Genomic DNA, 14,130 nt, shown 5'->3' with positions numbered 1-14,130 from the left:
CAGTGCAGGGATTCGTGGGGGTGTGACCCCAGAAAGCGAGCGACACATGTTTGAGGGAGTCTTCTGCCCCTCCATCACCATCACCGATGACGACGGAACGATCGACTACGAGCTGTGGGGCAGGCACCTGGACCACCTCGCCGATGCCGGCATTGACGGCGTGCTGTTGTTTGGCAGCATCGGCGAGTTCTACAGCGTGAGCCTCGAGGACAAGAAGTCGGTCGTCGACTTTGCCGTCGAGCGGGTCGCCGGACGCATGAAGGTCTTCGTCGGCGTGGGTGACACCACCTACGACAACGTCCTCGAACTCACGCGCTATGCCCAAAAGGCCGGTGCCGACGCGGTTCTGGCGGTCTCGCCGTACTACTTCGGGCCCACCGACGACGCTGCCGAAAAGTACTTCGGTGGCATCGCAGACGCCACCGATCTGCCCGTCGTGCTATACAACTTTCCGGCGCGTACCGGCACCGACCTGTCGCCCGAGCTCGTGACCAGGCTCGCCGACGCCCATCCGAATATCTGCGGCATCAAGGACACGGTCGACACCATCAGCCACACGCGCAAGGTCATCCGTGCCGTCCGCAAGGTCAACCCCGAGTTCTCGGTCCTTTCCGGCTTCGACGAGTACTACCTGGTCAATCGCGCAAGCGGCGGCAACGGTGTTCTGTGTGGCCTCACCAACGTGGAGCCCGAGCTCTTTGTGAGGATGCACGGCGCCTACCAGGCAGGCGACTTCGCGACCGCCATCGAGTGCGCCGAGCGCATCTCGTCGCTCATGGCCGTCTACGACGCCTGCGATTTGTTTATATCTGCCATCAAAGTAGCGGTCAACATAAAGGGTCTTCCGATCTCGACCGCGATCTTCGATCCTGCCATACAGGCCAGTGATGACCAAAAGGCAACAATCGAACAGCTCCTGTCATAGACTTGTATTTGGATCGATGTGAGATTATCGTCTTCACATCGATCCAAATATCTTTTTTCTTGTTTAATTTATGAATTTATTTCCATAACTTCATAAATATATGGAGACGAGGACCCGTGGGGGTCCTTTTTCATTTACTTCTACCTGCGCTTTTATCTGATTGTTGTATTTGAGCTCGGTTTGTCAGAAATCGGGCAAGCTTTTGGTCAGCTTCTGGTACTTACCCGCATGAACCATGGCGGTAGCCTCATCCCAAGCGCCGCGGCCTCCCCGTGCGGCGCACGAGGGATAAGGAGCAGCCATGTCCAACGCACCCACGCACTCTGTCCACAGCGCAATCGCAACAGGTCCGCTGCTCCTGCTCCTCTTTTTTCTGATCGGCTGCCTAGCCCCAGGGGCTGCACTCGCCGTCGACGGGAGTGATGCCCTTAATTTCCGCACCATAAGCGACGGTTGCGGCCCCTTCGGTGTCGGAAAATACGAGGCACAGGACACTTCGATTTCGTACTGCATGAATCAAGACTGCCCCGGCCCCAGCAAGCCGGGAGGACCATGGCGCACATATGACCAGGGCTGGACATGGCTCGCTGACGAATTTGCCGCCATCGTCTGTCACGGATATCCCTCCAATACATCCTTTGGCGGCCACAATCTGTCACCCGATCTCGCCCGCGCCGCCACCCAGATTGCCGTGTGGATGCTCAACGGAACCACACGCCCCGACGGCACCTATTCGTATACAAATAGCAAGGGAGTTGTCAGGAGCGGTAGGTTTTACGAAAACGCCGAGGCCGTAGCGGCCGCACGTTGGCTCTACGAGAGCGCTAAGTCCGGATCCATTAAGGCTGCCCCACATCGAGCCAGGCGTTATCACGGCCCGGTCTCGAGCGAGGGTCGACACCAGGACATGCTCTATGTTCTGCCCGCCGTCTCCGTATCTTTCCAAAAACAATCGTCCCAGGCTGACATCACCGCCGGTAACGACACCTACAGACTCGGTAGCGCAACCTTCGATATCTTTGAAAGTGCGGGCGATGCACGTGTCGGCACTATCCAGACGGACGAAAACGGGCATGCACAAGCAACGCTTTTGCCCAATACGGCATATTACTTGGTTGAAACCAAAGCCCCGGCAGGCTATATCCCTCGAGGCGACCGAATAGCCTTTACCACACAAAACAGCGGTGAACATGTCACTATTAACGAGCAGCCCGGCACCATCACCTTGCGTATTGCAAAAACCGATGCCGCCACAGATGGCGGAGCCCAAGTTGGGGCGTCGCTTGCGGGCGCTGAATTCACCTGCGTCTCGCAATCAACTCCCGGCTGGACTCGCACCCTTACGACCGACGAAAACGGACGGGCGATCCTCAATGACGTTCCTCTGGGCACCTTTGCCATCTATGAATCGAAAGCTCCCGAGGGCTACCTGATTTCAGACGACTGTTGGAGCTACACCGTCGGTGCCGAGCAACTCGGAGATACGGGCATCGTTGAGCTCGAAAGCCGTATTCCCAACATCCCCATCGCCTTTGACCTTGAAATCTCGAAGTTCAAGGACCATGGCAATAACGATGAGTCCGGCCTTGAACAGCCGGCGAGAGGCGTCGTCTTTGAAGTTGTCAGCAATAGCTCCCAACAAGTCGTCGGCACGTTGACCACAAACGTCTACGGCTTTGCCTCCACCAAGGACCAACCCGAAGCATGGTTTGGCACAGGCAAGCGACCCGCCGGCGCTCACGGTGCCATTCCCTACGACCGCGCGGGCTACACCGTTCGCGAGGTTGCAGAAACGGTCCCTGAAGGATTTAAGCAAGCAGGGGAATGGACCGTCGAGGCCAACCAGATTTCCGACGGCGCCGAGCTTCAATATATCGTGGACAACCACGCCCTGTCGACGCATCTCCAGATTGTAAAACGCGATGCCCAAACAGGCGCCTCTGTTCCCCTAGCCGGATTTACCTTCCAACTACTCGACAGCAATCACAAACCTGTCTCGCAAACATGCTGGTATCCAACACATAACGTAATGAACACCTTTACGACCGATGCGACGGGCACCGTCACACTGCCCGAATCGCTCGTGCCGGGCACCTATTATGTACGCGAAACCTCGGCCAAAGAGCCCTATCTTGTCGGCGAAGAGATCGAGGTAAACATACCCGCCGACATAAACCTAACACCCGTCGCAATCGCCTCGTATTATGACCGCGCCGCGACCGGAAACATCAGGATCGTTAAAACCAATGCCGTGGACGGCAGCAGCCTCGCGGGCGCCATCTTTGAGATCCGTGCCTCGGGTGATATCGTGCGTCCCGACGGTGGTATCGCCGCGGTCGGTGGTGAGACCGTCGCGACCGTCACGACTGATGAAACCGGAGAAGCATGCGCAGACAACCTCCCGCTGGGATCTGGCACCGCACGCTACGAGGTTGTCGAGACTCAAGCGCCGACAGGCTTCTTACTCGATCGGACACCCCATATTGTCGACCTTACTTATACCGACCAGAAAACACCCGTTGTGGAAGCACGGCTTAACGTATCCGACGATTACACCAAGGTTGATATTTCCAAGGTCGATGCAAGCGGTGAACAGGAAGTGGAAGGCGCACGGCTCACCTTATATGGTCCCGATAAAACCGAAATCGACTCCTGGACCTCATCTGACAAGCCGCACCGCGTCGAACATCTTGCACCCGGCACCTACTCGTTGCGCGAAACGATGTCTCCGCGGACCTACGACCTCGCCGAGGAGATAACGTTTGAAGTAAAGGCCACGGGAGAAGTCCAATCCGTCGCGATGAAGGATGCGCCCATCGAGATCAAAGGACAGGTCGACAAGCGTCAGGAGCTTGTCCAACCTATCGGGAAGGGTCTGATGGCCAACGGCGATGGTAAAAATCGCGCCGCGACGCAAACCAATACGGATGGACTTTTCTCCTATATCATCGACGCTCGAAACGATTCAGCTACCTGGGTTGATGAGTTCACAATTACCGATGATCTTGAGTGTGCCGAGGACGATACGGCGAGATTCGTCTCAGTTGAAACCCCTGTCGCCATCGGCGACCTCAACGGGCTGTGCAACGTGTGGTATCGAACATCTCCGGCAGGAACAAGCGATTCGGGCAAGGAGGCCAATGCAACGCTTGACGACGGGCATCGCAATCCTTGGCTCGAAACGGAAGAGGTTACAAAGCTGCTGGGCGACGATGCGCGTCTCGTCGATTACGACGGGTGGCACCTATGGAAAGCAGATATCCCGACGGACAAGTCCGTCACGCTCGATACGAAAGAGCTTGATCTTGCAGACGACGTCATCATCACGGGCATCCGTTTTGAATACGGTGCGGTAGCCGCCGAGTTTACAACTAGAAGCGAGGCGGGCTCTTGGACCCGAGATGACCTGAAAGACGAACACGACGATCTTGACGATGCCAAGGCGGCCCTTAACTCGGATGCCCGAGGCGCAGTCGTGCATATGCAGGCAACGTCGTCCTATACGCCCCAAACCGCGCTTGCCAACAGCGCGCGCGTCGATCTTTGCCGCAACGGCGGTGGCGATAAACTCGAGGTGCATGATGAGGACCGCGTCATCCAACGGTGCGCCCGGCCCCAAAACCTGCCGGCAACGGGATCTGTTGCCGTCGCCGCATGCATCACCGCACTCCTGACCTCGGGCACTGCAGCCATATGGTTCGCTCGCCTTCGGTCAGCCATAAAGAAGCGCTAGCACGATGAAAAAGCGGGCGAGCCAGTCTCCCGGCTCGCCCGCCTTGGGCATAACCAATGAATCGGCTATTCAGCAGATGACGAACCGCCATCGATGGCCGCCTGATCGGACTCGGAAATACCGTCGGCGCCCAAACTTTGCTCTTGGTCCACCTCTTCGTTCATTGTTGTCTCGGGCGTCGATCCCTTAACGCCGACGACATACGCGGCCCCAAAACCCAATGCGATAGCGATCAGGGTCAAAATCAGATAGATGGGCCAATGGCGCTTGATGTACGAAAACACGCTGACTCCTTAGCGGATCTGTCTACGAACGACGAATGACCTCGGTCACGACCTCGGACACCGTAGCGATATTGGTCGGATTGACGTTGTACGGCAGGTCATCCTCGGTGCGAGCGCAGGCAAGGCGCGGGCCGTCCACACCGGCGATCGTAAGGGCACGACGGCTCGCCTCGAGCGCTGCGGATGCATCGGTTTTTGCATAGGGCATCTCGAATGCACCGCAATCGACGTGGAACGACTTACACACCTTGCTGACAAGATTCATGATGCGTCGATCGCCCTTAAACAGCTGCTGCTCACCCTCGACCGTTACCACCGAAAGCCTGCCGGCACCGATAGACTCGAGGTTGATGAAGAACACACCGCGGAGCTTCTCACGATGCGAGGCCAAAAACGCCCTCATGCCAGCGCCGTCGCAATCGGACGCGCCCGTTGCGACGAACCAGATATCGTGGCCGAGCAGCTCATCGTCACCCATGGAGGCAACGGCCGAGAGCATATCCTCGGCAGAGGCACCATCGGAGGAGGTGGCGCCGCCCTTCCAACCATCGTCGTCATCCTCGAAGTTATCCCACGAGCCAATGCCGCGGCCAGACTTCTTGGCATCGTAATCGTCCTCGACGCCCAGCCAGTCGCTCATGCTGTCCTGATCGTTCTTCTTTTTGCGACCGAACAAGCCGCCCAGGCCACGCTTCTGCGGCTTGGCGCCCGTCGAAGCAGGAGCCGAGATGGTCTCGAGCGGCTGTGCGCCCGAGGAGATGGGCATGGGGGCCGCGACCGGTGCCGATGTGGGCTCGGGGCCCTGCGCCGTCGCAAAGGGATCGTTTGTCTGTGCCGAAGGATCGGGAAGATCGAACAGCGCCGTGCGGGACGCGACGTTGGTCTGTTGCATCGAAGGCAGCGACGGATCGGGGACCGAGGCCAGCGGTGACGAAGAGGGCGCAGGCGCGGAGGCCGGATCGGGGATATTCATTTGCTGGCGTGGAGGCACCTGAGACGAAATCTGCGCCATGAGGGAGTCAACTGTCTCATCCTGCGCGGGAGCGACATTGGCCACCGTGGCACCGGGGTCGCTCGGCGCGGGCATGGTAAAGATCTGCGTAGAATAAGGCCTGGACTTATCCGTCTTGGGAGCCTCGTCAATCGCAGGGGATTCCTGCTCCATAGCAGGAGCCTCGACCTGCTCGGGTGCACCGGCCTCAACGGAATCGGCCTCGTCGACAACCGAATCATCGGCGGCGTCCCGGGCATCATCGGAGATGGGAAGGGGCTCGGCAATTGCGGTGCCCTGCTTTTCAAACGTCATCGTGGCATCAAATGACATGGTGCCATCGACTGGCTGCTGTGCCTCAGAGGACGTCGTAGCCGCGGAAACGTCAGTGGATGTCGTCTGCGGAGCCTCGAAGGACGTCGAGGCATCGGCGACATCGACAGGCTCCGGCCGCTCGGCCTCGCTCTGCTCGAACTCCCGTGCCGCACGCTCACGCTCGGCGTCGGCGGCCCGCTGCTGGGCGATAGCCTCCCGCTCGGCGGCCTCGCGGGCAGCGGCGCGCTTTTCCTCAAAGTCGTCGACGAACTTCTTGCCCTTCGCAAGGGCGCCCTTAAAGAAGCTAGAAGCGCTGGCACCAATCGAGGAGAACGCGGAAGCGATATCGGCATGGGGCGTTGTCGAGGGAAGCTCGGCCGAGAAATCGGTGTCACTCTCATAGGACACGCGCTGCGGATACTCGTCATAGTCTTCGTCGGCGGTCTCGTCTTCAACCTGTGCCGGAGCTGCAGGCGCCAGAATATCCAAACCGGCTGCAGGATCGAGTGCGGTCTTTGCGTCAGACTCCGTGGCAGTAACAGAGGCAGCGACCGGCTCGGCGGGAGCAACAGCCGTATTGGCCGCGGGAGCAGGCTCCGGCTCAAACGTCGGCTCCTCGCCCTCTTCGTAATCGAGCGTGCAGGACTCGGGAAGCATGCCGAGCGCACGGATGGCATCCGAACCAAAGCGGATATTGCCGGCGGCATTGCGATAGAGCCTGGGCTTGGGCTCGACGACTTCGACCACCGTGGGCTCCTCTGCCGGCTCGGCGGAAGACTTTTCCTCGGTGGACACTTCGGCCTGGGCAGTCTGGTCTTGAGCCTCGGGCGCGACAACGCCGATCAGTGTCTCGTCGGCAGAGGCACCCTCAAAACCATCGATCTGCCCATCAAAAGCATCGTCCTGCTCGGGCACATCGACAGACGCCATCGGCTGGCCAAACTCGTCCTCGTCGTAGGAAGGCTCCTCATATTCAATGGTGTTTCCATAGTCCTTTTGCTGCTGGGCCGCGGCATACTCGGCCGCCACGCGCGCCATTTCCTCGGCGCGACGCTTCTGCTCGCCAAAATAAGTATCGAATGGGATGTCGTCGGGGAACTCGTTTTCGCCCTGATAGGGGGCAACGTTGTCCATGACGCCGAGCATGGCGGCAACAGAGGACTTGTTGCACACCGCGCCAGACGTGTAGGGAAGCACAAAACGGTTGGAGATGATATTGGCGGCGTTGGCCAGCGCCACAAGGGAGGCCAAAATCGCGACAACCCACAGCAGCACCTTGAGCACGCCGGGAAGCGGCAGGATACGCAGGATGGCAACAGCTGCGGGCGCGATCGTGGCGATGGGCAGGAGCTTGGCGATGAGCGCGCGATACGGAGCGTAGGGCTCGCGAGCAAGGAGCTCGGCACGGGGAGAATCATAGTGAGCCACCACGACGACCGGGCGGTTGCGCGGAGACGCAAGCGGGCCCGAGGCCTTGTGATAGGCGATGACATTTTGGCTCACACCGGTCTTTCCCAGGCGCGAAACCACGGGATGCCCCGTGCGCTCGAGCACGTAGAGCACGGCGCCGACAATGGCCAGCAAGGTGCCGACCAAGCCGATACCACCACCGATGCCCATCAGCAGGGCGCCGGCAAACGCGAGGATACCGGTAACGGCAAACGCCAACCTGCTGGGCGCGGGAGCATTAAATTCCTGCACCTCGGGGTCAAAGCCGTGGTTGCGGAAAATCTGAGCGATATCCTCGGCAGCCAGGCGCTCTTCTTCACTGCACGCCGGCGTAATGCCGGTGTTCTGCAGCAGGTGGTTAATATAGTTCTGGGTGTTCGCCATGTGCGCTCCACATCCATAATCCGACAAATAGGCCCAATGCATGCACATTAGAACCGTATATAGTCGAAAGTATACCCCGAGCGAGCGCAAACGACCGAATTCGGGCCATCTTAACGCCGCGAGCGGACAAGGATATAGCCTAATCTCCATATCGGACTAAAATCATGGCATCAAACGACCTTCTCATGCGAGGATTCTATGACGGCAAGCGACGCGACCGCGACAATTAAAAAGGGGACACCCGAGCCCGGTTTCGATAAAACGGCTCAGCGCATCCTCAACCTTTTCTTTGTACTCAACAGTTCTCCCGAACCGCTGACGACCGAGCAAATCGTCCTGGATTCCGATTTGGGATACGGCTCGGGCAATATCGACTCAGACAAACGCAAGTTCCGCCGCGATCGCGACAAGCTGCTCGAACGCGGCATCGTTATCAGGGAGGTTCGTGCTGCCGGAGCGCAGGAAACCGAGGAGAGCGCGTGGACGATCGACCGCGAGCACACGTTTGCCGCGGGCGGTCTCATCACCGCAGATGATGCCGACATCCTGCTCAATGCCATCGACCAGACACTCGCGGCAGGCTCATCCACCTTTGCCGCGCCGCTTGCCGACATTCGCTCCAAGATTGCCTACCTCACCGGCATGTCGACGACAGGAGAGGCACCGATCCGCCGCTCTCCCGCCGTCGATGCGGTGTGGAGCGCCTTTGCCGAGCGTTGCGCGCTGCGCTTTTTGTACCGAAACGGACGCGGTGAACAACGCGAGCGAACCGTTTGCGTCTACGGCATGTTCGAACGCGAGGGTACGGCATACTTCTGCGGCCTCGACAATGCCACCGGCAATGTCAGAACATTCCGCTGCGACCGCATCATTCGCGCCTGGAGGCCTTCGAAAGGCTACGCCATTCCTGCGGATTTCAACCTCAACGGTTACTTATTCTTTGAGTTCGATTTTGCCGACCGCCCACCCGTTGCGGCTACGTTCTCGTTCGCGCGTGAAGCGCAGGCCGATATGATCAGCGGTCTCACACGCGGACGAGGCGAGCTCATGCGCACCGTAGCAGGTTGGACCTGGACCGTTGACGTGCGCGACTTTGAAGCCGCAGCCTCGTTTTGCATGGCCCATGCCATGGATGGCATGAGGCCCGTCGCCCCCGATTCTCTCAAGCAGGCGTGGAATCACCTCATCGAAAGGACGGTGCACGAGCATGCCCGTGCGTAAACTCACCAGCGAGCAGAGACTCTCGCGCGCCATCGACATCATGGAGGCCCTCTACGCCGCCGGCGAGAGCGGCATGACACGAAGCGAGATTTGCAGTCGCTTTGACATCACGGGGGTATCGCTCGACGAGATTCTCGAGATCGTCTCGACGCTCGCGGACCGAGAATCGGGCGCGCGCATCATCTGTGAATGTCACGGCGAGCGTGTGGTCCTCACCGGCGACGCTGGGCGTGTGCTACCGTTGCGCCTCAGTGCCGCCGAGGGTGCTGTGCTCAACCATGAACTTGAATCGTTGGGGATCGAACCGCAGACGGCGGCTCGGCTTCGACATGCCCTCCTGCCCGATGATCTCGGCTATAACCAGCGCGTCTTTGACACCGTCAACCACGGGTCGCACTGGCAGCAGCTGAGCTGCGCCATTCGGGACGGCGTTCGCTGCCGCATCTCGTATCGCTCGATGGACGACACACAAGCGCGCGAGCGTTTGGTCGACCCCTTGCGCATCATAACAAACGGCGACCAAACGTATCTGATTGCCTGGGATGTCGCGGTCGATGAACAGCGCACCTATCGCATGGATAAAATCGAGGGCCTCACCTTGACGGAAGACTCCGTCGTGCCGCACACTCCGGACGTTGCATCCTTCCACGATTCCCTTGCCCGGGCGCGGCGTAGCGCAAAGCTCTTGATGCCATTCGATATGGCGGAGCATCTGGACTGGGCCGGTACCACCCTAATCGAGCGCAGCGGGGCAGACATGGCAATGGTAACCGTGCATTACGGCTCCGAGCGCTGGCTGTTAAGCCAGGTAATCGCAGCGGGCGGGGCCATCCGCATCTTGGATGACCCCGCCCTGTCAAGGCGTCTGCGCGATATGGCAAAATCCCTCGTCTGTCCGCTTTAGCGGCGCCGCTCGTGGCGTGCACGCCACAGTTGCAAATAGTGCCCGATCTGCGCCGATTCGATGCGCTGATAGGAGCTCGTGGGCAGCGACGTTAAGAACTTCTTACCGTAGCCCTTCGTCACTAGGCGCGGGTCGGCCAAGATGAGTACGCCACAATCGGTCGATGACCGAATGAGACGACCGGCTGCCTGCTTGACCTCGAGCACGGCCTCGGGCAGCGAATAGCGCGCCCAAGCGCGGTCTTCGCGCAGATTGCGCTCGCATGAGAGCGGGTCCGTGGGGCTCGAGAACGGCAATTTGGGGATGATGACGCAGCGCAGCGTCTCGCCGCTGGCGTCAAACCCCTCCCAAAAGGCCTTAAGTGCAAAGAGCGATGAGGTCGGTTCGTTGATAAAGCGATCTCGCAGACGACGAGGAGATGAGTTGCGCTGCTGGCATTTGAGCTCCAGACCCGCACGGGCCATCTTGGGCTCGACGCGGGCGTACAGTTCCTCCATGTCACGCCGGTTGGTGAACAGCGTGAGCACCGATCCGCCCATGGCAAGATGGGCATCGACCAGCACGCGCTCGAGCGCCGTAAGATAGCTCTCACGATCGCGCGGATCGGGAATATCCCCTGCCACGACCACGGCCATATTCGAATCGAAGTCGTAGCTCGAATCCAAGTGCAGCGACGATGATGTCGATGCACCGATTCGATCGAGGCCGACGGCGTGGTTAAAGTGTTCGAAGCTTTTGGACACCGTCATGGTCGCCGAGGCAAAGATAGCCGTGTGGACCTCGGGCAGCCACTCGGTTGCCAAGGCCTCGCCAATGTCGATGCGCTCTGCGGTCATTGACTCTCCGCCGGCACGCAGTCTGCGATTGACCTGCAGCGAATACACGTAGTGTTCATCGGTGCCATCAATGATGAGTTTGAGGTTCTCGGCCAGCTCGTGCAGGCGGCGCGAGATATCACCCAGGTCGACAACAACCTCGGGCTTGTCGGCGGCTGCGGCTTGCACCAGCGCGTCGACGCTCTTGTCAGCTTGTTCTAATGCGTCGATGGCAGTGTAGGCCGACTGTAAGAAATCATGCCAGTCGTCAGATTCGCGCAACTCGGGGCCAATCCATAGATTGGCATTGTCATACCCCCCACGGGCACGGCGGCCAAGCTCGCGAACGCCATCGAACACGTCAGCGACTGCCATGCTCGCGCGTGCAACCGTCGACGTCGCCTTGGCAGTAAGGCCCAGATAGAGCGTAGAGCCCTCGGAGGTTGCCAAATCACGGGAAACCTGGCTTAGTGCGCCGGTGCTCGAGCCACCCAGGCGCTCAAACAGAGTGCGTGATTCATCCGCCGACACCACGCGCGCCCACTGACGGCGCGCCTCGCGCTCGATGGAATGGGCCTCGTCGATTACCCAATGACGAATCGGAGGCAAGATTCTACCCTCGGCCGCGACATTGCGGAACAGCAGGGAATGGTTGGTGACCACCACGTCGGCATGCGCCGCACGGCGGCGAGCGCCGTGGACCAAACATTTATCGGGGAAAAACGGGCATAGGCGACGGGCGCACTCGCGCGACGCCGTCGTAAAGTCGGGACGGTTGACGCTGCGCCAGCGAATGCCGAGCGAGTCGAGGTCGCCATCGGCTGACTGACACACGTACGCCATGATGACCGCGACTGCCGTAAGCGTGTCGGCAGGATCACGCTTAGTCGTAATTTCGACTTGGCCGCGGCTCATGCGCTCAAGTTTGCGCAAGCATGGATAGTGGTCATAGCCCTTAAGGGCGCAAAACGATAGGCCTCCGTCCAGCTGCTCGGCAAGTTTGGGCAGCTCATGATGCATGAGCTGGTCGGCAAGATTATTCGATTTAGTCGCGATACCAACCGTGATGTTGTTGCGGCGCGCGGCCTCGGCAAAAGGCACCAGGTAAGCCATCGACTTGCCGACGCCCGTCCCCGCCTCAATCACGCGATGCGTTCCCGTAACGAGCGCGTCACGGACCTCGAGCGCCATCGCGATCTGCTCATCGCGCGGCTCGTACGTGGGATACATGCGATTAACCAGACCGCCCGGAGCATAGTCCGCCTCGATTTCCTCACGGCTCGGCATCTTAAGGACCGGTAGCTCGTCCGCATCAACGCGATCATCTGCCCGATCGGCCTTGAGTACGTCGGCACGGGCGGCGCTGAGAGAGAAGATGGAGCCGGGGTTCTGTCCCGCCAAGAACGAGAAGATGGGACGATAGGACCAGGGTACGTCGGGGTGCATGTCGGCCAGGCGCGCCATTATGCCCTGAGGCAAGTCGGTGAGCGCCACGAGCAACACGCGCCACACACCACACAGGGCGTCGACATCGGCGTTGGCGCGATGTGACACCGAGTCGCAGCCAAACAGGTCGGCCATGAAAGACAGCTTATGCGAGGCAAGGCGCGGAAGCGCGATGCGCGACAGTGCCAGCGAGTCGATCCAGATGTCGCTGACGTTGACACCGCCTTTGACCGACTCGATAAACGAACGGTCAAAGGTGGCGTTATGCGCAATCACCGGGCAGCCGCCGACAAAATCGGCGAGAGCGGCCACGGCATCGACGGCCGATGGGGCATCCACCACATCGGCGTTTGTAATGCTCGTGAGTTCGGTAATCTCGGTGGGGATCAGCTGCTTGGGATGCACGAAGGTATCGAACCGATCGACAACCTCGCGGCCAGAAAGGCGGGCCGCCGATATCTCGATAAGCTCGTTGTCCTGCACCGAAAGACCCGTGGTCTCGGTATCGAGGACGATAACATCTTCCTCGATGAGACCAAACGATTGGGTTTTGGCACGCTCGGCAAGCGTGGCGTAGGAATCGATGACAAACTGTGGCGTTCCCGACGAAACAGCGTCCTCGATTAGCATGCAGTGCCCGCTCGACGAAGTCCCATACGAATCAGACTGTCACAGACCTGCGGGAACGTCATGTCATCGGTGTGGCGAATCTCATCCGGATACAGCGACATATCGGTCATGCCGGGAATCGTGTTGGTCTCGAGGATGACGGGGCCATCCTCGCTCACGATAAAGTCGCTGCGCGAGATACCCAGGCAGCCGAGTGCCTTATGGGCAGCACAGGCGAGCTCCTGGGCGCGAGCGTAGTTCTCGGGTGAAATCTGTGCCGGAATGCGATGGATATCCGCGGGGTCCACATACTTCACGTCCAGGTCGTAGAACTCGCAGTCCTCGGGCTTACGGATCTCAACAACCGGCAGAGCACGCACGTCATCTTCGCCGTATACGCCGACGGTGATCTCGGTACCCTCGATGCACTTCTCGACCAGCACTTTGTCGCCGTACTTAAACGCCTTGGCGATTGCCGCGGGCAGCTCGGATGGCTCATGGACCAGGGAAATGCCATAGCTGGAACCGTTGACGGCCGGCTTCACAAAGCAGCGCTCGCCGCAAACCTCGACAATGTGATCGATATCGATCTCATCGCCCGACTCGATCGCCAAGCCGGGGGCAATGGGAATGCCCGCCTTGGCGTACAGGATCTTAGAGACCTCCTTGTCGGCACCGCAGGCGCTGGCAAGCACGCCCGAGGCCGTGTAGGGGATACCCAGGGTCTCCATGGCACCCTGCATGGCACCATCCTCGCCGCCGGCACCGTGCATGGCGATAAACGCCACGTCAAAGCCACCGGTCGCCATGGTTACCATAAAATTATCGGCAGCTGTGTCGAGCAGCTCCACCGAAGTGTAGCCGGCCTCCTTCAAGGCCGCCACGACGTTCTTTCCCGAATTGAGCGAGATCTCGCGCTCAGCGGAATGACCGCCCGCCAAGACCGCTACGTGCATGTTCTCTAGGCTTTTACCCGGCATGGGCAGACTCCTCCTCTATAATTTCTGCAGCTGATACCATATTGTAGCGATACCCTCTACGTTTCCCCAAAATC

General features: G+C 59.6%; 8 protein-coding genes and 1 pseudogene. 5 read left to right on the top strand and 4 right to left on the bottom strand.

What is annotated here, in order from left to right:
• Nucleotides 1-46: 46 nt before the first annotated feature.
• The 3 genes and pseudogenes from GT495_RS04830 (at nucleotide 47) to GT495_RS04825 (ending at nucleotide 4,658) form a co-directional block, all read left to right on the top strand.
• Entirely contained in the window at nucleotides 47-925 is an 879-nt protein-coding gene (locus GT495_RS04830; RefSeq protein ID WP_161161697.1) for a dihydrodipicolinate synthase family protein, read from the top strand.
• A 301-nt stretch (nucleotides 926-1,226) separates the two neighbouring features.
• Nucleotides 1,227-1,742 (top strand): annotated as a pseudogene (locus tag GT495_RS11085) (thioester domain-containing protein); the annotation flags it as partial.
• A gap of 90 nt (nucleotides 1,743-1,832) precedes the next feature.
• Nucleotides 1,833-4,658 (top strand): collagen binding domain-containing protein, encoded by a 2,826-nt coding sequence (locus GT495_RS04825; protein WP_240128099.1) that lies wholly within the window; start codon nucleotides 1,833-1,835, stop codon nucleotides 4,656-4,658.
• 65 nt (nucleotides 4,659-4,723) lie between these two features.
• Here GT495_RS04825 and GT495_RS04820 read toward each other — a convergent pair whose 3' ends face one another.
• Entirely contained in the window at nucleotides 4,724-4,942 is a 219-nt protein-coding gene (locus tag GT495_RS04820) for a hypothetical protein (RefSeq protein ID WP_161161695.1), read from the bottom strand.
• A gap of 22 nt (nucleotides 4,943-4,964) precedes the next feature.
• Complete coding sequence (locus GT495_RS04815) at nucleotides 4,965-8,081, bottom strand: hypothetical protein (RefSeq protein ID WP_161161694.1); 3,117 nt, start codon at nucleotides 8,079-8,081, stop codon at nucleotides 4,965-4,967.
• A 198-nt stretch (nucleotides 8,082-8,279) separates the two neighbouring features.
• Here GT495_RS04815 and GT495_RS04810 point away from each other — a divergent pair, with 198 nt between their 5' ends.
• Nucleotides 8,280-9,302, top strand: a complete 1,023-nt coding sequence (locus GT495_RS04810) for a YafY family protein (RefSeq protein ID WP_161161693.1) — start codon at nucleotides 8,280-8,282, stop codon at nucleotides 9,300-9,302.
• Complete coding sequence (locus GT495_RS04805) at nucleotides 9,289-10,206, top strand: YafY family protein (protein ID WP_161161692.1); 918 nt, start codon at nucleotides 9,289-9,291, stop codon at nucleotides 10,204-10,206. The genes GT495_RS04810 and GT495_RS04805 overlap by 14 nt, the downstream gene beginning before the upstream one ends.
• Here GT495_RS04805 and GT495_RS04800 read toward each other — a convergent pair.
• Nucleotides 10,203-13,097, bottom strand: coding sequence for a helicase C-terminal domain-containing protein (locus tag GT495_RS04800; RefSeq protein WP_161161691.1), 2,895 nt, complete (start codon nucleotides 13,095-13,097; stop codon nucleotides 10,203-10,205). The genes GT495_RS04805 and GT495_RS04800 overlap by 4 nt on opposite strands.
• On the bottom strand, nucleotides 13,091-14,056 hold the full coding sequence (locus tag GT495_RS04795; RefSeq protein WP_161161690.1) for a D-alanine--D-alanine ligase: 966 nt from the start codon (nucleotides 14,054-14,056) through the stop codon (nucleotides 13,091-13,093). The genes GT495_RS04800 and GT495_RS04795 overlap by 7 nt, the downstream gene beginning before the upstream one ends.
• Nucleotides 14,057-14,130 lie beyond the last annotated feature (74 nt).

This window comes from Collinsella sp. BIOML-A6 (assembly GCF_009875845.1).
GTDB lineage: Bacteria > Actinomycetota > Coriobacteriia > Coriobacteriales > Coriobacteriaceae > Collinsella > Collinsella aerofaciens_H.
Note: the sequence above shows the minus strand (reverse complement) of the source record. Positions and strands in the feature narration are given on the sequence as shown.

Coding starts and splice junctions, on each gene's coding strand:
- GT495_RS04810 (WP_161161693.1), top strand. CDS start 8,280: ATGACGGCAAGCGACGCGACCGCGACAATTAAAAAGGGGACACCCGAG.
- GT495_RS04795 (WP_161161690.1), bottom strand. CDS start 14,056: ATGCCGGGTAAAAGCCTAGAGAACATGCACGTAGCGGTCTTGGCGGGC.
- GT495_RS04825 (WP_240128099.1), top strand. CDS start 1,833: ATGCTCTATGTTCTGCCCGCCGTCTCCGTATCTTTCCAAAAACAATCG.
- GT495_RS04815 (WP_161161694.1), bottom strand. CDS start 8,081: ATGGCGAACACCCAGAACTATATTAACCACCTGCTGCAGAACACCGGC.
- GT495_RS04800 (WP_161161691.1), bottom strand. CDS start 13,097: ATGCTAATCGAGGACGCTGTTTCGTCGGGAACGCCACAGTTTGTCATC.
- GT495_RS04830 (WP_161161697.1), top strand. CDS start 47: ATGTTTGAGGGAGTCTTCTGCCCCTCCATCACCATCACCGATGACGAC.
- GT495_RS04805 (WP_161161692.1), top strand. CDS start 9,289: ATGCCCGTGCGTAAACTCACCAGCGAGCAGAGACTCTCGCGCGCCATC.